General features: G+C 35.6%; 22 protein-coding genes and 1 pseudogene. 3 read left to right on the plus strand and 20 right to left on the minus strand.

Annotation, left to right across the window (positions count from 1 at the left end; genetic code table 11):
- Positions 1 to 68: 68 nt before the first annotated feature.
- The 10 genes from veg to HMPREF2846_RS00940 form a co-directional block, all read right to left on the minus strand.
- Complete coding sequence (veg, locus tag HMPREF2846_RS00885; RefSeq protein ID WP_002481909.1) at positions 69 to 332, minus strand: biofilm formation stimulator Veg; 264 nt, start codon at positions 330 to 332, stop codon at positions 69 to 71.
- A 99-nt stretch (positions 333 to 431) separates the two neighbouring features.
- Entirely contained in the window at positions 432 to 1319 is an 888-nt protein-coding gene (gene rsmA, locus HMPREF2846_RS00890; RefSeq protein ID WP_031262872.1) for a 16S rRNA (adenine(1518)-N(6)/adenine(1519)-N(6))-dimethyltransferase RsmA, read from the minus strand.
- 3 nt (positions 1320 to 1322) lie between these two features.
- The gene (rnmV, locus tag HMPREF2846_RS00895; protein WP_057510605.1) at positions 1323 to 1874 is read right to left on the minus strand and encodes a ribonuclease M5; all 552 of its coding nucleotides are present in this window, start codon (positions 1872 to 1874) and stop codon (positions 1323 to 1325) included.
- A gap of 526 nt (positions 1875 to 2400) precedes the next feature.
- The gene (locus HMPREF2846_RS00900; RefSeq protein WP_070625260.1) at positions 2401 to 3174 is read right to left on the minus strand and encodes a TatD family hydrolase; all 774 of its coding nucleotides are present in this window, start codon (positions 3172 to 3174) and stop codon (positions 2401 to 2403) included.
- Positions 3175 to 3323: 149 nt separating this feature from the next.
- A complete protein-coding gene (gene metG, locus HMPREF2846_RS00905; protein WP_256273952.1) occupies positions 3324 to 5357 on the minus strand; it encodes a methionine--tRNA ligase in 2034 nt (677 codons plus the stop codon).
- A 408-nt stretch (positions 5358 to 5765) separates the two neighbouring features.
- A complete protein-coding gene (locus HMPREF2846_RS00910) occupies positions 5766 to 5984 on the minus strand; it encodes a hypothetical protein (protein WP_002481904.1) in 219 nt (72 codons plus the stop codon).
- Between the two features lie 299 nt (positions 5985 to 6283).
- Positions 6284 to 6457 carry a hypothetical protein gene (locus HMPREF2846_RS14620; protein ID WP_234016495.1) on the minus strand — a complete coding sequence of 58 codons (174 nt, stop codon included), beginning with the start codon at positions 6455 to 6457 and terminating at the stop codon, positions 6284 to 6286.
- Between the two features lie 121 nt (positions 6458 to 6578).
- Positions 6579 to 7082 (minus strand): DUF5080 family protein, encoded by a 504-nt coding sequence (locus HMPREF2846_RS00920; protein ID WP_070625265.1) that lies wholly within the window; start codon positions 7080 to 7082, stop codon positions 6579 to 6581.
- Between the two features lie 155 nt (positions 7083 to 7237).
- Positions 7238 to 7648: a DUF5079 family protein gene (locus HMPREF2846_RS14880; RefSeq protein ID WP_082623815.1), complete on the minus strand. Its 411-nt coding sequence runs from the start codon at positions 7646 to 7648 to the stop codon at positions 7238 to 7240.
- A 685-nt stretch (positions 7649 to 8333) separates the two neighbouring features.
- Positions 8334 to 8687, minus strand: a complete 354-nt coding sequence (locus HMPREF2846_RS00940) for a DUF5079 family protein (protein ID WP_070625270.1) — start codon at positions 8685 to 8687, stop codon at positions 8334 to 8336.
- A 905-nt stretch (positions 8688 to 9592) separates the two neighbouring features.
- Between HMPREF2846_RS00940 and HMPREF2846_RS00945 the strand changes: the two are divergent.
- The 3 genes and pseudogenes from HMPREF2846_RS00945 to HMPREF2846_RS14630 all read left to right on the plus strand — a co-directional run.
- A pseudogene (locus HMPREF2846_RS00945) lies at positions 9593 to 9905 on the plus strand (CHAP domain-containing protein); the annotation flags it as partial.
- Positions 9906 to 10019: 114 nt separating this feature from the next.
- Complete coding sequence (locus HMPREF2846_RS14625) at positions 10020 to 10469, plus strand: DUF1672 family protein (RefSeq protein WP_233666685.1); 450 nt, start codon at positions 10020 to 10022, stop codon at positions 10467 to 10469.
- Complete coding sequence (locus HMPREF2846_RS14630; protein ID WP_256273950.1) at positions 10408 to 10878, plus strand: DUF1672 family protein; 471 nt, start codon at positions 10408 to 10410, stop codon at positions 10876 to 10878. Before HMPREF2846_RS14625 ends, HMPREF2846_RS14630 begins: the two co-directional genes overlap by 62 nt.
- Before the next feature lie 95 nt (positions 10879 to 10973).
- Here the strand turns inward: HMPREF2846_RS14630 and lip are convergent, their stop codons facing one another.
- The 10 genes from lip to HMPREF2846_RS01000 form a co-directional block, all read right to left on the minus strand.
- Positions 10974 to 12911: a YSIRK-targeted triacylglycerol lipase gene (gene lip, locus HMPREF2846_RS00955; protein ID WP_070625274.1), complete on the minus strand. Its 1938-nt coding sequence runs from the start codon at positions 12909 to 12911 to the stop codon at positions 10974 to 10976.
- Positions 12912 to 13070: 159 nt separating this feature from the next.
- A complete protein-coding gene (gene rsmI, locus HMPREF2846_RS00960) occupies positions 13071 to 13907 on the minus strand; it encodes a 16S rRNA (cytidine(1402)-2'-O)-methyltransferase (protein ID WP_070625275.1) in 837 nt (278 codons plus the stop codon).
- A 1-nt stretch (position 13908) separates the two neighbouring features.
- Positions 13909 to 14166, minus strand: a complete 258-nt coding sequence (locus tag HMPREF2846_RS00965; protein ID WP_023016290.1) for a GIY-YIG nuclease family protein — start codon at positions 14164 to 14166, stop codon at positions 13909 to 13911.
- Positions 14156 to 14884 carry a tRNA1(Val) (adenine(37)-N6)-methyltransferase gene (locus HMPREF2846_RS00970; RefSeq protein WP_002481889.1) on the minus strand — a complete coding sequence of 243 codons (729 nt, stop codon included), beginning with the start codon at positions 14882 to 14884 and terminating at the stop codon, positions 14156 to 14158. Before HMPREF2846_RS00970 ends, HMPREF2846_RS00965 begins: the two co-directional genes overlap by 11 nt.
- Before the next feature lie 110 nt (positions 14885 to 14994).
- The gene (gene yabA / locus HMPREF2846_RS00975; protein WP_002481888.1) at positions 14995 to 15366 is read right to left on the minus strand and encodes a DNA replication initiation control protein YabA; all 372 of its coding nucleotides are present in this window, start codon (positions 15364 to 15366) and stop codon (positions 14995 to 14997) included.
- A 16-nt stretch (positions 15367 to 15382) separates the two neighbouring features.
- Positions 15383 to 16189: a PSP1 domain-containing protein gene (locus HMPREF2846_RS00980; protein WP_002481887.1), complete on the minus strand. Its 807-nt coding sequence runs from the start codon at positions 16187 to 16189 to the stop codon at positions 15383 to 15385.
- Positions 16190 to 17116: a DNA polymerase III subunit delta' C-terminal domain-containing protein gene (locus tag HMPREF2846_RS00985; RefSeq protein WP_023016293.1), complete on the minus strand. Its 927-nt coding sequence runs from the start codon at positions 17114 to 17116 to the stop codon at positions 16190 to 16192.
- Between the two features lie 154 nt (positions 17117 to 17270).
- Positions 17271 to 17600 carry a cyclic-di-AMP receptor gene (locus HMPREF2846_RS00990; protein WP_002481885.1) on the minus strand — a complete coding sequence of 110 codons (330 nt, stop codon included), beginning with the start codon at positions 17598 to 17600 and terminating at the stop codon, positions 17271 to 17273.
- 209 nt (positions 17601 to 17809) lie between these two features.
- Positions 17810 to 18430: a dTMP kinase gene (tmk, locus tag HMPREF2846_RS00995; protein ID WP_061054930.1), complete on the minus strand. Its 621-nt coding sequence runs from the start codon at positions 18428 to 18430 to the stop codon at positions 17810 to 17812.
- Position 18431: 1 nt separating this feature from the next.
- Positions 18432 to 19769, minus strand: a complete 1338-nt coding sequence (locus HMPREF2846_RS01000) for an aminotransferase class V-fold PLP-dependent enzyme (RefSeq protein ID WP_070625277.1) — start codon at positions 19767 to 19769, stop codon at positions 18432 to 18434.
- Positions 19770 to 19920 lie beyond the last annotated feature (151 nt).

The raw sequence follows: 19920 nt of genomic DNA on the forward strand, positions 1-19920 counted from the left end.
GCTCACCAGTCCTATTTGACAGAGAGCCCTTTTTTATACGAAGCATATAGCTTCAATGTTATGATATTCTAGTGTGCAACTGCATCCTGGTGATTTTCATCCACAAACGAAACTTGGACGTTTTCTGTCAACACATCAGTGTATGTATAAGATACACGTTCAAAGTTGTGTTTATCTTGGTCTAATTCAACAACGAATACCGCTGGATATGTTTCTGATAACACGCCGCAACGTTCGATTGTTTTTTTACGACCACCATTTGCTTTAAGTACAATACGGTTTCCTAAATGACACTCAAGTGCATTTTTGATTTCCCAAATTGATTTTGGCATATTGCTCCACCTCGCTACAAATTGTATTATAACACATTTATAGCGATTCAGTCAAATAAAATTTAAATTTTAACAATCGACGGGCAGCATGTCAATATTTTAAAACTCTAATTCCGGGAAATTTTTCAAGTTAGTGTACAAATTCGCAAATTCTTTAATAGATAATGTTTCTCCACGACGTCTTGGATCAATTCCACTCTCATCTAGCCAAGTTTTAATCTTGTCTTTCAGTTTTTTACCATCGAAAAATAAGCTTTGATAATTATTTGCGATGGTTTTTCGACGTTGGCTGAATGCTGCTTTTGTCATTTTAAAGAAGCGATCTTCATCGTCTACAGAGACAATCGGTTCAGTACGTTTCATCAGTTTAACCACAATCGAATCTACATTCGGAGGTGGCATAAAGACTGTTTTAGGCACAGTCAGTACTTTAGATGTTTCAGTATAATACTGCGCCACAATCGATAATGAACCATAAGCTTTTGTGCCGACAGCCGCATTTAAACGTTCTCCAACTTCTTTCTGCATCATCACCACATAGCCATCAATCGGTAAAGACTGAGACATCAAGTTCAATAAAATAGGTGTCGTTATATAATACGGTAAGTTCGCAACGACCATAATCTTATCGCAGTCTGAAAAATGTGTTTGCACTGCATCTACCACATTTGCTTTTAAAATGTCTTCATTAATCACAGTCACATTGTCATAATCTGACAAAGTATCATCTAAAACAGGAATCAAGCGTTGGTCAATTTCAAACGCTACAACTTTTTTCGCATGTTTCGCTAATTGTTCTGTTAAAGACCCCATACCAGGACCGACTTCAATAACACCCGTTGTTTCGTCAATGTTGCTCGCTTCGATAATTTTATGAATAATATTCACATCAATTAAGAAGTTTTGACCTAAACTCTTCTTAAAATCGAATTGATATTTATCTAACAAGGCACGCGTACGTGTCGGTGTTGCTATATCTTTTTTCATCACTTACGTTTCACTTCCTTTATCTTCATTCAAAGCAGCTCTGACATCTGCTTCTGTATAACCAAACGCATTTAATTTCTTTAAAAGTTGTTTGCCGTTGGAATGACCAATATGTAATTTACGCCCTAATACTTCTCGTTTATGACGCGCATCAGGCCCGACAATTAAACCTAAATCAATCAAAACAGCTTTGCTGATAGATTCCATGCCTTCTTCAAACGGTGAAGATACATGCATTAACGCTTCTCTGATGGCTTCAAACGAGGCATGTTCCACCCCGATTTTACCACGTTTATTTTTCGCTTGTTCACGGTCAATATACGCATGTTTCACACCTGGTACATGATCACGAATCGTATTTCGAATTTTATCACCCGGGAAATCTGGGTCTGTTAAAACAATTACACCTCTTGTTTCTTGCGCATATCGAATCACATCTAACGTTTCTGCATTAATAGCACTGCCATTTGTTTCTATCGTATCGCACTCTACTGCACGTTTAACACGCTCTGTATCATCGCGGCCTTCTACCACAATAAACTCATTTATTTTCATCGCTTTCGTCACCTTTCACAGTGTTAACTTTAATACTATACCATATCTGTCAGCATGAAAAATAAAACATCGTCACGTTATATCGTATCTTGTTTAATTATATATTTTGACGTCCAAAGCCGAAATCTTTATTATTTACATTAAGATGGAAAACAACATGCGCTAACATGTTATCACTCTGGGCCCGTTAAAAAGAGATGGCGAATGTTATAGCTATTCAACCAAAGTTGGATGGTTATTTTTTATGCCTTTATTTCCTTTGTTGACTACTCACAAGGATTAAACCTATCATCGTCAAGAAGACCATAAGCATTCATAATCACTCATCGTGTATCCTCTCTGGAGTTGTGCATCATAGACATCAGCCCTTTGAATGGATTAGCCACCATCTATCCAACTTGCTTGAAAAGGTTATAATATGAACAGGACTTATCTTTCTTTAACATGTATAAATTCAATCTTATAAATGTATGATTAAACATGACGAAAGCGCCCTTCTGATGTAGAACGGCGCTTTCTCTTTATATTATTGATTTAAGTTAAATAATCTTTCCGCATTTTCAGTCGTTTGTTTTGCGACTTCTTCGTAACTGATATCGCGTAATTCTGCGATTTGTTCCGCAACTAATGTCACGCGCATCGGTTCGTTACGTTTACCTCTATAAGGGTGCGGTGATAAATAAGGTGCATCTGTTTCTACTAATAGACGATCTAATGGCACATGTTTTGCGACTTCTTTAGGCTGTTTCGCATTTTTGAATGTGACAGGTCCGCCTAATGAAATATAGAAGCCAAGTTTATTAATCACGACATCTGCGATTTCAGGTGAACCGCTGAAACTATGCATAATACCGCCGACTTCTTCTGCGTGTTCCTCCATTAGAATATCCACACAATCTTGTGTCGCTTCACGATTATGAATGACAATCGGCAAGTTCACACGTTTTGCGAGTGCGATTTGTTTACGGAACACTTCTTTTTGAACATCTTTTGGTGATTTATCCCAGTGATAGTCTAAGCCCATTTCACCGATGCCGATCACTTTAGGGTGCTCGGCTAATTTTTCAATCCATTGTTCACGTTCTTCTGTGTAATCAATCGCATCCACTGGATGCCAACCAATAATCGCATATAAGAAATCATATTGTTCCACAAGTTCCATCGCACGTTCAATCGTTGGTGTATCAAATCCAACGACAAACATGCGATCGACACCTGCGTTTCTTGCACGGTCGATGACTTCTTGTAAATCTTCATCATATTGTTCTGCGTTTAAATGTACATGTGTATCAATTAACATGATGTGTACTCCTTTCATTACTGCTTTTCTCAGTGTTCATACACTATGATTATACCCATTCTTTCTATGAAACATTTCAAAGTATGATTTAGCGTCAAAGAAGCGGCTCAAACAGCATTCGCTGCAAGCCGCTTGTCTTGATTGTTCAATTATTTAATCACTGCACCGTTAGGAATCGCATTCGGCAAGCTGACCAGTGTTAAGACACCGTCTTTTTCTGCTGATAGAATCATACCTTCTGATTTACGGCCCATTAATTTTGCTGGTTTCAAGTTCGTCACAACTGCGACTTTTTTACCGATAATATCATCAGGTTCATAGAATTTTGCGATACCTGAAACGATTTGGCGTTGTTCTTCGCCTAAATCTACTTGAATTTTTAAGAGTTTATCTGATTTCTTCACATTTTCTGCATCCATTACTGTTGCAGCTTTGATTTCAACTTTATCGAAATCTTTAATTGTGATTTGAGGTTTCGCGTCTTCTTGTGCTTCCTCTTTTGTTTCTTCTTTTGCTTCTTCAGCTTGTGGTGCTGAACCTTGCATTGAGTCTTTAATAAATGCGACTTCTGCTTCTGTATCTAAACGAGGGAAAATCGGTTTAGGTTTTTCAGTTACTGTAATCGGTTCAGTTAATGCACCATATGAATTTAAGCTGTCTAGTTCATATAGTTCAGGACTATTGATGTGTAATTGCGCAAAGATTTCACGTGGTGCGTGTGTTAAGAATGGACGTAATAAGACAGCTGCGAAGCGGATATTTTCCACTAAGTGTGCCATCACGTTGCCAAGCATTTCTCTTCGGCTGTCATCTTTAGCTAAAATCCATGGTGTTGTTTCATCAATATATTTATTCGTACGGCTGATGAACTTCCATACTGTTGAAAGTGCAACAGAGAACTGTAAGTTTTCCATATTTTGATGGTATTCTTTGACTGTATCTAATGCGAATTGTTCCATCTCAGCATCTAAGTCATGTTTTGGTCCTTCATACGCAGGCAACTCGCCGCCGAAGTATTTGTTGATCATCGCAATCGTACGGTTGACTAAGTTACCTAAGTCATTGGCTAAATCAAAGTTTGTACGGTCAACGAACGCTTCTGGTGTGAAGACACCGTCAGAACCAAATGGTAATTCTCGCATTAAGTAGTAACGTGTCGCATCTAAGCCATAACGATCGATTAATACGTTCGGATCTACGACGTTACCTTTAGATTTACTCATTTTACCGTCTCTCATTAAAATCCAACCGTGTGCGAAGACGCGTTTTGGAAGCGGTAAGTCTAGCGCCATTAATAAAATCGGCCACACGATAGAGTGGAAGCGCACAATTTCTTTCGCCATTAAGTGTAAATCAGCCGGCCAATATTTTTGGAATAGGCTATCATCATCTGATAAATAACCAAGAGCTGAAATATAGTTCACCAACGCATCAATCCATACGTAAACAACGTGTTTAGGATTAGACGGTACTTGTACGCCCCAATCAAATGTCGTACGTGAGACAGCCAAGTCTGTTAATCCTGGTTTAATAAAGTTGTTAATCATTTCGTTCTTACGAGAAGGAGGTTGAATGAATTCAGGGTTCGCATCATAGAATTCTAATAAGCGATCCGCATATTTAGAAATATTGAAGAAGTAACTTTCTTCTTTAACTAATTCTACTTCATGTCCAGAATCCGGGCTTTTACCGCCGATAATATTGCCATCATTATCGTATTCTGGATCATCAAGTTGAGATTCTGTATAGTAAGTTTCATCCGGTACAGAATACCAGCCTTCATATTCACCAAGGTAAATATCACCTTGTGCTAATAGACGTTCAAAGACTTTCTCTACAACTTCTTTGTGACGTTTTTCAGTTGTTCTGATAAAGTCATCATTTGAAATCTCTAATTTTTCCCATAACGCTTTAATACCTTTAATCATGTCATCTAGGTATTCTAATTCTGTAAGGCCAGCTTTATGTGCCTTTTCTTGAATTTTTTGGCCATGTTCGTCTGTACCTGTCAAATAACGTACATCATAGCCTTGCATGCGTTTGTAGCGCGCAATGACGTCGCCTGCTACAGTTGAATAGGCATGCCCAATGTGTAATTTACCACTCGGGTAATAAATAGGTGTTGTTATATAAAATGTATCTTTCGCCATTCCATGCTCCTCCTTGTATCTTACATAATTAATATATCTAAATTCAGTATTGATTTCAATGCAGAGTCCCCGTCATGACAGTCTCATAAACACACTCAACATGACTTCTAACGCAAAATAAGTCCTTGTACTCTTCATATAAGTTCGACTGATTTGATTCCATATGTATATATTGTAACAATTCTAATGAACGGTGCATATAGAGACGATGTTGATTATGTAAAATTGACATAAAAATAAAAAGAAACTCACAAACGTCTATTTATGAGCCAAAACGATTTGATGTAGTTTTTTCTTGGTTAGTGATTATTAATGGGAAATAAGCTGACTATATCACCTATTATCTGCACTGAACGTATTCATTTGATTTATTATTCCTTAATCAACCCCTTGTATTGATAAAAGCAACAGAACCCGAGAAAGCGTTCTGTTGCTGAGGAATTAAGTAAATAATCTTATAATCGCAAACGTCACACTGACCACTGTAACGATGATTGCGATATTTAATAATTTTCCGCCTTGTTCTTGTTGGTATTTTTTGTATTTCGCACTACAAATAATACTTCCAACTCCAAAGATTGGCATAATTAATGAGAGGACAATGAAAACCCAAGCCCAAACTTTTAATGTTTTTCCTGCTTCTTTCACTTTTTCTGCCATGTTGTTGCGCTCCTTATATATTTATTCTCCTGCTTTTTAGGAACAGGACACACTTATCTACTCATTTAGGAATACACACGTGTGTCCGTTCCTATGAGCAGTTATTTCACTCTTTTCAGTGAACCTTGTGCGTCTTTTTTGTAATGCAACTCATGTTTTTGATCTTTGAATTCATACTTCACTACTACTTGGTCGACGTCATCATTTCCAGAGAAAGGCATGGATGACATGCTGCCGATGAGTTTAGTCGGGAGGTCTACGTCTTCGGTGAAGTGAAGCGGCACAGTCAATATTTTATCTTACTTATCATAAACAACCTGTTTATGATCAATCTCAAATATTTTTACAGCTTCTAACTTTCTATCAGCCTTATGCAAATCATTTTTTACAGAACCAGGAAGAGGATCCCCCTTCGCGCAACCCATTACGATAACCATCAATAGGCATAAACTCATCAAACAAATTTTCTTCATAGTTTACTCCTTCGGTTTAAATTGTTAAATAATGATTGAATAGAAGATTAACAAAATCAACGTTCCTAACGGTCTGAGTGTGATAAACGAAAATTTTCTTCTTCTAACTGCTAATACAATATCAATAACCAAATAAATAATAACCATTAAAAAACAGGATAAGACCTATTGTGAAAATACCGCCTGCTAAATCATCTTTTAAAACAGGTGTTAACTTTAATTTAATCGCAATCATACAAACAATAGAGATAATTGCTGAAATAATACCTTTATACTTAGATGAAGCAAGATTAATTTGAATACTTTCAATGTCTTCATACTGTTCCTTAGTTACTGAATGTTCTGAGAGAGGATCCAAACTTCTTAGCTTCACTTTATAAGGACGTGTCCAAAACGATTTAATCGCCAACCATCCGTATACCACTACACTTATAATGAGCACAAGTATGTAATTCTGTAATGAACTAAAACTAGAATCTACAAAGAAGAATGTAATCAAAAAGATTAACGCAGATATACCATAGGCAACCCATTGCAGTAATTTAATACCTTCCGCATACATTACCGAAGTAATATACACCACGTAATACAAACCTGCCATTAAAATTAATAATAAATATATCATATGTTTTCTCCTACATTTCCATAACCTTTACTTCCAACATCTCACCTTGCCAATGTTCAGGTTCAACTGAAAATTCTACCTTTGCCAAATTAGGCATGATTAGTGCTTCTAGTTCCATAATGCTTTTACTTCTTTTTTGTTAGCAGAACTTAATTTTAGAATTTATTATTCGAGAAATTCATCCGCATCTTCCAACTCAAAATTCGATAATACCTGAGTATAATGTATATACAATAAAAAACATTATAATAGCTAATCAATATTAAGCCTATCGTTACTAAAAACATATATTTCGAATCATTGATATTTGGTACGAGTATATATTCTATAATCTTTTCTACTACTACAATTAAACTGATGCCAAAAAGTATTGCTATAACTAGTATCTTGCTTTCAACTTTGTCTTTATGGTTTTTTCCTTTTAACCAACTAGGCGTCTTATGTAAAAGTATTACTCCAAACATAAATGACAATATACATAAAACCATTGTTATAGATCCTACAATCCAAATTTCAAATAAAACTATCCCTTTTCTTACAACCAAAAAATAGTAAGTATTATACACGGCAAAATAGCGCTATACATAGCTAAAACATTGATTATAAATAAAACCAGAGCTTTTCTTTTCATGCTTTTATGATTCTTGGGTCTTCGAATTACATAAATCAAAAAAGTGGATATACTAACTAAAAGCATGAATAGCCATATTATTACGAGATACCAAGGTGTCTCAGATATAGTCAATCCATAAAAATATTGAGCGCTCGACATCGCTAATGGGATTAATGTTAAACTTCCTAATATTTGTGGCATAGGGCTTCTTAACTTTTCATAAGCAGCATTCAATTTTAAGTCATTCCTTTGGAAATCTAAGCTTATTTTACATAAAATTGATATTGATAAAATTTATTTAGATATTTGTTATTTGAAAAATTCATCTGCATCTTCCAATTCATAATTCGATAATACTTGGGTGTAATGTATGTAAAGCATAAAGATAACGAAATATACGAACGGCATCATCCCTCCTATCGCTAAAATCATAAACTTTGATTGATTGATATTCGGAATTGTAAAATATTCAATCACTTTTTGAATTAAAACTACTAAACTAAAAAGGAATAAAATTATCATTGCTATCACTTTACCAGAAATCTGTTCATCTTTTTTCTTGGTTTTAAGCCAAAATGGTGTATTACTAAGCAAATAAATTCCGCAAATGAAAGCAATTAAACACACAAACATTGTAATTATACCAACACTCCAAAAAAAGTGAGATCAACACCATTTTCAGCAACCATAAAGAAATAAGCGTTGTATAAAGAGATAACCACGCAATATAAAGCTAAAATATCTAAAATCATCAACTTAAAAGCACTTTTTTTCATATCTTCATGATTTTTAGGATATTGTAAAAACAATACAAAAAAGCATGACATAGAAACTACAATAATTAATATACTACTTACTATTAAATACATGGGTGTGCTTTCTATAGTTAGACTATAAAAATACTGAACAAAACCTGGAAAACTAAATAAAATAGAAAATACACCTAAGATTTGCGGAAGTGGATTTCTTAATTTTTTATATGCATCATTCAATCTAACAACCTCTTTCTATTTAATAATTTCAATATTAACAACTAAAACACAACACCCAATCTTTAACCAGATTTTACAAATGGTAAGTTTTTAACAATTGAATTTTCTACATAACCAACTCTTTTTTAGTTTGTTTCCATGTATCATAATTCCTAAATTTATTCATGTATTTATTAGCTTTAGCGGTATCATCGAGTGATTTTCCATCTAATATTTTATCTTCTACTACAAATCAAATTACCATTCTATCTACCAAACCAACACCTTCTTCAATGGATCCACTAGTTGCTACACCTATCATTTGCTATAAATAAAATTTGGAGATAGATGTTAATTTATTTCTTCAAAATGATTGAAAACCTGACATCCCCTATTTGCTGAAAATTTACCGTGTCATGGGTTAAGTCTGGTAAAGTACATCTAATTGTTACTACAAGATTATGATTTAGCTCTTATCTCTTCTTAACTTATTTTATTTAAGCCATTGCACTTCATAACCCTATTTGCTATCTTAAGTTTTAGAAAATACTATTTACACTTTATTTGTTAATTAGTATTTTTAAAATTATCATATAAAACTTTACATGTTTTGTATAGAGCGTTTACAGTTTTTTTACACTTTGTTTTATCTCACTCTCTTTATTTTAATATCTTTGAAAAGGACTTTATAAATAATGAAAAACACAAAATTAACATTATCTTTTTTATCACTAATCATTTCCAATTCATTAACTTTAAGTAATGTTGTATCTTTTGAAACTCTAGAAGAAGCTATAAGTAAGCATTCGAATGCAGCCATTAAAGTGAATACTTGAGATGAATCATTTACATACAGTTATGGTCAAAATGTTTTATCATATCCACAACATTCTGAACCAAGTACCATTCATACCAACCAACAAGCAAATAATTTATATACACCGAGGCAATGTATCTTATAAACGTGCAGCAGATGGTAATACTATCAGCACATTTTGGGGAGATGCTAAAAACTGGGCAAGCCAAGCACAAGCTGATGGTTTTATAGTTAATAATCAACCTAAAAAAGGTGCTGTTTTCCAAACACCCATAGGTGTTTGGGGACATGTAGCTTATGTAGAACGCGTCAATATGGATGGTAGTGTGTTTATTTCCGAAATGAACTATATTGCACCATACATCGTGTCTACACGTACTATTTCTGCTTCAGAAGCACGAAATTATAATTATATCCATTAATAATAAGCAACATTAATAAAATATATTTAACCAAAAGAATTAATGAGGTGACCTATGAAAAAGATATGCAGCACCATTATCATTTCTACTTTATTACTAGGAGGATGCAACAATTTGAATAATTCTTTCACAAACAAAGTCCCTGACACTATGCCTGTTAATGAATATAAAGGCCAAGGTTTTCAACCTCATGCTGAAAAGAAAGTCATTGAATTAGCAAAGAAACATTATAATGAATATGCAGAATTAGGAGAAAGATTCTTTCAAGATAATTTCGGTTTGAAGGTTAAAGCTACTAATGTGGTCGGCAGCGGAGATGGTGTGGAAGTATTTGTCCATTGTGATGATCATGACATCGTGTTTAATTCTAGTATTGTTTTAACATCAGACTCTTTAGGTCATAAAGGATCAATGCGTGCTAAAGGAGAAAGCGACGAACTTTCTACTCAAATTGGAAAAGTAGTCAGCGGCTTTGACTACAAAGCCAACAAGAAAGAATACGATGAACTTTATCAATACTTCAAAGATAATCAAAAAAAAATACAGTTATTACGGGTTTACTAAAGAAGCTATAAACAAAACACGAAACTCTGGCTATGAAAATGAATTTTTCTGGATAAGTGGTTATCCTATTGACTTGGCCCAATACGATAAATACTACAAACCTTTGATTCAAATGAATCAAAAAGAATTCAGCGAAAAGTATCATCAAGCTAGATACAATGCCACTGGTGGTGTAACTAAAACACACGTTATCACTACATTTTTTGATACTAACTCAAGTTATAATAAAGATAAGGAAGACTATAAGTTATTAGATCTTGCAGATGCCATTCAAAAAAATCAACTTGGCCCTGATAAAAGCGAAGTGAAATATACATTAACCTATACAAGCAATGAAATCACCACTTATGACGGCACAAAGAATGGAAATAACGAAATGTCTTATGGGGTTTATAATAGTGAACAATAAATTTTCAGAACAAAATAAATGCTTTGATAATGTTCATTTTAATAAATAAACATTAATAACGCACCGAAATCACTTGGATAACGGTGCGTTATTGATTAGATATCTAATTCTTCTATACGCATCATATGATTAATCAAACCTGCATAAAAGCCTTGTAATTCTTGGCCTGTGTGTTTAAAGTCTAAGGCATCTAGACCGACAAAATCTAAATGATCCCAACCTTTCATAACCGGTGTCACTTGCCAGATGCCTTTTTTCAAGCCATCTGTAAATTCAGTGAAAGCTTGCCCTGTTGGATAGAGTGAAGATACCACAGAAACGATACCGTCATTTGGACGCAATGCTTGATTCTCCTCACTTCCAATGACACGACTCGTTGAATCAAAAAGGAAGAATTGTCCAATATCAGGGATATGATTTCCCGTTAAACCTTCATGACTCGCCAAACCTGTATAAGTTGTAAAAACAATGTTAGGGTTCATCGGTGTCATTTGATTTAATTTTTCTGAGCCTTCTGATGTTAAATCATACATCGCATTATCATCAGTATCCCAAAGTTTACTTTGCGCAACACGTTGTGCGTATTCAATATAAGATTCATTTTCCCTTTGTTTGAATCCCCATTTTTCAAAACCAAAATCGATATTTGCGAGTTTACCACCGCCCATACGTCCTAACGCATAAACAATATCTTTAAAGGCTTTTTCATTACCAATTCGATCCGCTGCGGCTGAACCGTTATGCGGTGTGCCTAAAGTTGTAATAGAGACAATCATATGGTCTTTCCCTCCTTCAAATAAAGAGGAGATTGTTCCACCATGTTGACGTTGGTAATCTATTTCTTCTTGATTACCAAAGCGTAAAAAATGTTCTAAAAGCCGGATTGTTTGTCCACCCATACTGTGGCCGACCATATGCACCTTTTTGCCAGGCGCCCATTCATGAAAGACCCCTGCATAAGTTCTGCCATATCGAGAATGTCCATATTTCTCCGCATGTGCTGCACCATAATCTACTGTGCCGCCTTTAATATAATAATATAACTCTATTGCGCGATCATAATTACTGCTGAAAGCACCTACACTCGCTTCATAAGCTTCGTACCCTTTTTCACGCAGTCCATCTATCACACGATACTTATCTCCACCCCAATAATTGGGATATAAGTCTGGCTTTATTTCACCTGTAAAGCCCATAAATCCATGTACAAATATAACTGGATATTGATTAATCGCTTGTTGTGCTTTATTAGTTTTTAAACTTTCTGTATGTGGAACAGGTGCTTGTTGGGCCGTACGTTGCGTTGGTTTTGTTTGTGTTTCTTCTGTTTTGGCTTCTTCTTTTGGTGCCGCTTCAGTTTTCTCATCATCCTCTTGAGATGTAGGGGTTGATTTGATTTCTGGCGCAGGAGCGGTTTTCGGTTCTACTTCTGACGAAACATGCGTCTGTACTGTTTCTTCTTCAGAAGTTGAGGTCGTTTTAGATAATATTTCTGTATTTTTAATCTCTTCTTTTTTATTTTCAGGTGCTTCTACTTGTTGGATGACATCTTCTGTAACCTTTTGTTCTTCATAGTTTGTCACAGAATCATTATCTACTGGCGCTGGTTGTTCGTACTGTTTTGGTTTTAGTGGTTCACTATGATTAGGTTTTTCTTGTTTTGTTTGTGATCCTTCATGAATCTGAGATGAGGATGCTTCTTGTTCAAGGTTAGTAGTATTTTGTTCCTGTATATTTTTTTCTGAAGATGGTGTATTCACATGACTTGTTTGTGTTTCAGAACGCTTGGTGGAAATATCTGGTTGTGTTTCAACCTGTTGTGCTGTCGTTATATCTTTTGATGGTAACAGTTGTTCATTTTCTTGTGTATGTTCCGCTTCTACCTGTGTTTCGTGGTGTGTTTGTGTGGATTCTTCCGCATGTGCTGATGTGCTTAGACCCATAAATATAAAGGATACGATAAGTGTTGATCCAGCTCCGACTGTAAACTTTCTTATCGCATAGTGATGGTGTGTTTGATTATTTTTCTTCATTTTGAATTGCTCCTATTCTAGTGGTGTCCTTCACTAAAGAAAAATAATAACGGGCTCCCATAATATAGATGAATAATTAACTGTACTACTTTAAAATAACACATTTTTGTGTCACTCAGTGTTAATTTTCTTATTTGTTATATTTCTTTTACATCATTTTTATTTTATCTGATGGTAAATATCGTAAACTTCTCCTGTTTTCATCTGACGGTCTTCAGCGACTTGTTTAATCGCCTTTTTCGGTTTCATATTTTGACGGATATAATGTTCAACATGTTCATGAATATCTAACTCACTGAACCATTCTGTCTCTTCTTTTGGTGCTGCACCCTCTATTAAGATAACAAATTCACCTTTAGTCGGAATGTCACCATTTGTGACCGCTTCTACCAATGTTTGAACTGGTGCCGTCTGAATCTCTTCAAACTTCTTAGTCAATTCTCGACCAAGTGCTACTGGTCGTGTTTCATCAATTTCCGCTATAGCTTTTAGTGTATCTGCCACACGAAACGGGCTTTCATAAATAATTACAGTAGAGTCTTCAAACATGCGTTGTTCAAGTACTGCTTTTTTATCTTTGGCTTTTCTCGGTAAGAATCCAACAAACGTATACACAAACGAAGGTAAACCGCTCCCCATCAACGCAGTCAACCCTGCATTCGGTCCAGGAATCGGTACAACATCAATACCTGCTTCACGCGCACGCACCACTAATTCATAACCCGGATCACTGATTAACGGTAAGCCGGCATCAGAGACTAATGCGATACTTTTCCCTTCTAATAAAAGTTCAATTAAAGATTCAGTCTGCGTCTCTTTATTATGTTCATGATAAGATTTTAAGGGTGTCTCAATCTCATAATGATGACATAATTTCTTTGTGACACGTGTATCTTCACAGGCAATCATATCGACAGATTTTAAAGTGTCTACTGCACGAAATGTGATATCTGCTAAATTTCCGATGGGTGTTCCGACTAAATAAAGTGTTCCCATGTTATTGCTTGCCCCTTTCAATGAGCTGTAATTTTTGTGTTCTCGTGAATGTTTTAATTTCATACTCACGTTTCATCGCTTCTGACTTTGTTTCATAACCTTCTTGATAAAGTAATACAACGGGACGTCTAGTTTTAGTATACTTGGCACCTTTACCCGCATTGTGTTTTTCGATTCTTGCTTGAACGTTATTGGTATACCCAGTATATAATGTGCCGTCTTTACATCGTACGATATAAATATAATGTTCAATTGCCATAATAAATCGCACTCATTTCTTTTGTATATTGGCCATCTGTTGTATACATATAAAATGGCGACGCAATATCCAAACCAGGTTTGCCGTCTTTACGTCCTTCTACAAGAATCGCATGCGCTGCTTTACCAGGTTTACTATAAACCATTGTCAGTTTCTTTGGTTCAATACGGTGCTGTCTGAATTCAAATAATACATCCATTAAACGTTCTGCACGATGTACCATGACAAAACGACCGCCTTGTTTCAATAAATGTTTCGCAGCATTCACACAATCAGCCAGTGTACACATTACTTCATGACGCGCAATTTTATGTGCTTCTTTTTGATGTTGATGCGTTTGAATGGTTTTAAAGTACGGCGGATTACATGTGACAACGTTATAGCTTGAAGGTTGAAAGTGTTGTTGAACATGTCTTAAATCCATTTCATACATTTGAATACGCGCTTCTAAATGATTATGACGAATACTGCGTTCAGCCATATCCACCAATTGTGGTTGGATTTCAATCGCATCTATCATGTGATTTCCTTTGTCTGAAAGTAATAAAGGAATGACGCCGTTACCTGAACATAAATCCATTACTTTGTCACGTTTTCTAAGCTGGGTAAAATGGCCTAATAATAAAGCATCCGTCGAAAAGGAAAAGACTTCATCATTTTGAATTATTTCTAACTGTTCTTTTAATAGACAATCTAAACGTTCATTTTCTTTCAACATGATTTTCTCCAATTTTTGATTAAATATGTATAAATGAGAACCTCTTCAGGTTCTCATTCAAGCTTTCAAATAGAATATGACATTCTTTTGATATATTAAAACAATCGCTTTTAGGATTGTTCTTCTAATGTTTGTAAACAAAATAAGCAATCTTCACCATTACGATGTTTACCGAATAAATCGCCTTTACAGATATGGAAGCCTTCTTGATATAAAATCGCTAAGTTCTCCTTACTGCTTAAACGAGGTTTCTTTTTTTCTTTAGACTTTTGCTCAGGCTTATCTGAAACATCTGTTGATTCAGTTCCTGTTTCTTGTGAACGGCCGATTAATTGTTTCAAATGTTTGTTTTCAACTTCCAACGCAACATTTTCTTCTATAAGCTGCATGGTGATGGTCTTTAATTCTGCCGTGTCTTGATACAATTGTTTAACATTGGTTTCAAGACGCAATAGTCTCTCCATTATTTCTCTGCGTTCCAAAAGCCTGTGGCCTCCCTTAATAGATTGCTTCTAAATCATCAACTGAGTATTCTAAAGGTTGTTCTAAACCTTCAACTTTGACTTGCATTGAAATATCTAACATATTCAAGCCTACCACTGTACCTTGACCATCAGGTGTATCAATTTTTGTTCCCACATCAGGTAATTGTTCTCTAGCAGCTTCATATTGATCATTTTCATATTTTAAGCAGCACATTAAACGACCGCAAGCGCCTGAAATTTTTGTAGGATTTAATGATAAGTTCTGATCTTTTGCCATTTTAATCGATACAGGTTCAAAGTCACCTAAGAACGTTGAACAACATAGCGAACGGCCACAAGGTCCGATACCACCAAGTAATTTAGCCTCATCGCGCACGCCTATTTGACGTAATTCAATACGTGTTCTTAACTTTGCGGCTAAAATCTTTACCAACTTTCTAAAGTCGATGCGATCATCTGCAGTGAAGTTGAAAATCACTTTTGATTTATCTAATGTATACTCACAATTGACTAAACGCATTTCTAAACCTAATTCTTCTACAGATGCTTTACAGAAATCCATTGCAGCATCTGCATCTTCTTCGTTACATGCACATTGTTCTAAATCATTGTCAGTTGCAACACGAATGATTTGTTTTAACGGTAATGTAACATCTTCCTCATCTACCGTTAGTGCAGCATCTTTGACATCACCGACTTCTACACCACGTTTAGACTCTACAACAACTCTGTCACCACAACAAAGTTCAGCATCTTCAACCGGTGCATAATACTCAAGCTTACCAGCTTTTTGGAATTGTACGCCAATCACTTGAAGCATTTAGCCCACCCCCTTAATTACGATTTGTTCAAATACGAGTGTTGGATTCACATTTTGTGTTAACTTCTTATGTGCCTCCGTTATATGATCATACATATGCGTTAATTGGTCATATGTTAAACGTTGTGCATATTGTTTAATATCTGTTTCTAATTCAGAGAATACCAAGTATCCTGAAATGTCTGCTTTTTCATGCATAATATCTTGGAAGAATGCATTCACGACTGACAATGTCAGTTGCTGCAGCTTTTTATTTTTAGCTGCTTTCATTAAATCGACCAAAGCAATTAAAGCCATTGCACGATTCGTCAGCAGTAATTGGCACCAATTGATAATGTTTTTGCGTAAATTTGCTAAATCATATTCTTCATTCAGCGCACGAGCTTCTTCGATTTGTGAGGTATAAGTACTCAACATTTCAGCAATCGGTTTAGATATCTCTTGTTCTTTCAGACGTTCCACGAGTTGTGCTTGTGACATCGGTTTAAAATAAACATGCTGACAACGCGAATGGATTGTACTGAGAATTTGTTCTGGTTTCGTCGACAGCAATATCGCAATCGTATTTTCTGGCGGTTCTTCTAAGAACTTTAAAATACTATTCTCACCTTGAACAGTAAGTTTCTCAAAGCCATTAATAATATAGACTTTGTGACTGCCTTCAACGGGTAATTGATTCATCACATGAACTAACGCTTCAATCTTTTCTTTCTTCAGATTTGCCTCATCTGTTGTGACATATCTGAAATCAGGATGATTGAAACCGTCAACTTTCGCTTGGCATATTTCATTGTCATTGCATAGTATCAACTTCGCAAAAGCCATAGCCGTTTGCTGCATCGTTTGTGCATCATCGCCTTCAAATAAATAGGCATGCGAAAGCTTTCCAGATTGATACGCATTCGTCAATCTTGATAATTCATCCATTCAATTTGTCACCTTTCCATAATGAAAAAGGGCAGGAACTCATGAGTTTAATCATTGATTGTCTCTTTACAATCTCGATTACACGCTCGTCCCGACCCCCACTATTTATAGACTGTTATTTATGTCGAATCATAGATTCATGTCATGTTTATCATTAAAATCTGTGGAACGCATCAACAGGCATTACGAATACTGTCGCGCCGCCGACTTCTACTTCAACTGGATATGGAATGTAAGAGTCTGCACTGCCGCCCATTGGCGTAATTGGTGATACAAGTTGTTCTCTGTTTCCACATGTTTTATTGATAACATTTAGTAAATCATCTACTTTGTCATCATCAACACCGCATAGGAATGTTGTATTTCCTGCGCGTAGGAATCCACCTGTTGTCGCGAGTTTAGTAGCTCGGAAATTATTTTTGACGAGTTGGTCAGACAACTCTTGACTATCTTGGTCTTGAACAATTGCAATTACCATTTTCATAACTAACACCTCTTTGTAATATTATAGCATATTGTGATGGTAGAGCCTGTTTAAAACTAAATAGAAATAACTAAAATGATGTCTGATTTCTTGATGTTTTCTATTAATATTTTACCTTCATCTTTTAGGTCTGCTGTAATTAAAGTTTAACAAATTATACTACGTGAACCCGCACGCTTGCAACAACTTCCAAAGCAATCATCTAAAGCTTATGCTTGGCTAGACAAATGTTGGACAATTGCTTGATAAGCAGCATCAACAACCGCCTCAATAGATTGATTTGCATCAATGACCGCAAAACGCTCTGGTTCTTGTTCGATTAATTGATGATACCCTTCAATAACCCGTTGATGAAATGCGATACTCTCATGATCCAAACGATTCATGTCTCGCGCATTACTTTGAATCCGTGCTCTTCCCGTTTCAGCCGTAATGTCTAGATACACTGTTAAATCCGGATACAAACCATTAATCGCAAATTCATTAATTGCTCTGACTTCCTCTACACCAATACCTCTCGCATAACCTTGGTAAGCAAGCGAACTATCGATATAGCGGTCACACAATACTACTCTTCCCGCTTTTAGCGCTGGTAAGACTTTTTCTACTAAATGTTCTCTGCGTGATGCCGCAAATAATAAGGCTTCGGTACGCTCATCAACAGCTTCGCCTTCTAATAAAATTTCTCGAATTTGTTCTGCAGCGGGTACCCCGCCAGGTTCTCTCGTTGTTAAGACTTCAAATTGTGCTTGTAAACGTTCAGAAACTTGGTTTAAAACCGTTGTTTTACCGGAACCTTCTGGTCCTTCAAATGTGATAAATGCTGACATGTTATTCATCCTTAATATTTATAGTTCTATGCTTTATACCTTCTACTCTAATTCCTTGTGCTACCCAGTCTTCCATAATATCGATCATTTCTTGATGAATGCGTTCACCTTTATAAAACACCGGTATACCTGGAGGATAAGGTACAATATGTTGAGCTAACAATTCACCTGCAGCTTCACTAAAATCGATACGTCTCATTTGGGTTATCGTCACAGGCTGATAATATCCAACGTGTTCAGGCAGTTTGGGGATAGTTACTGAAACCTCATTTGTCGTCTTCGGTAACTTTAATGCTTTAATTCGTTCTAATAATGATTCAAAAGGGAACCGATCACCTTTATGCCACATCGGCAACACTAACAATACTTGTGTTTCATCTGCGAGTTCTACATAAAGATGTTGTGCTTCTAACCATTGTTGGATGTCATAGCCTGTATACCCTGCGTATGTCAAAGTTATTTTAAGTGGATCATCCATCTCATGAACTTCTAATCCTTTAGCGCTTAATGCATCAAGTAGACGTTGACGTTGTGTGAAAAAATAAGTGCTTTCATATGTTTTATAAAATTGATGTGCACGCTCTAAGCCTGCCATTAATAAATACGAAGGACTTGATGATTGAAAGTAAGTTAAATACTCCATCACTTGTTCACGATAAGGCGCATTTTTATGTATAAAGATTACAGAGCTCATAGTCAAAGCAGGTAAACTTTTATGATAAGACTGTACGACGTAATCTGCCCCAAAAGAAAGTGCAGAGTTAGGGAAACCATTTAATCCAAAATGCGCACCATGCGCTTCATCTACTAACACAGGTGTACCCTTCGCGTGCTGTTCTTTAATAAATGAAGCAATATCGAATAATTCACCGTAATAGTTAGGATATGTCACAATCGCTAGACTATTTGTACTTTCTTTTTGGTCTATGCGTGGCGCTACATATTGATGGGTTGTATCACTGATAGTCATCGGTAAAATTTCTGCATCTTTTTGAGCTAAATCTAAGCCATGAAAGACTGATTTATGTACATTACGACTCATCACAATCGGTGCTTCTTGTTTTGCGGTTGCTTGAATCACTGATAAAAGACCTGAAGTTGTGCCATTTACTAAATAAAAGGCATCATAATCTGGATGCTTATCTAAGGTATGCATGCTTTCTTTTAATATGCCTTCAGGATGATGCAAGTCATCAAAATCAGTAATCTCAGTAATATCCATGGGTAAATCCATCTCATGTAATGTGCCGATTGTCATGTTTTTATGGCCAGGTACATGAAAAGAAATAGGTTGTTGTTTTAGAAAAGATTTAAGCTGATGATTTAATGGCAAATTCATTTTTCCACTACCTTCAATTTGGTAATTAACTCTTATTTTAACATATTTGAATCTAGTTCAACGATGAGAAATGAAAGAATTCTTCTCGTTTCATTATCAAAAATTAAAAAATGGCATAAAAAAAGAGACCCTTTACAGGATCTCGTGTTTG

Origin of the sequence: Staphylococcus sp. HMSC056G08 (genome assembly GCF_001812305.1) — a bacterium.
In the GTDB taxonomy this organism is placed as follows: domain Bacteria; phylum Bacillota; class Bacilli; order Staphylococcales; family Staphylococcaceae; genus Staphylococcus; species Staphylococcus simulans.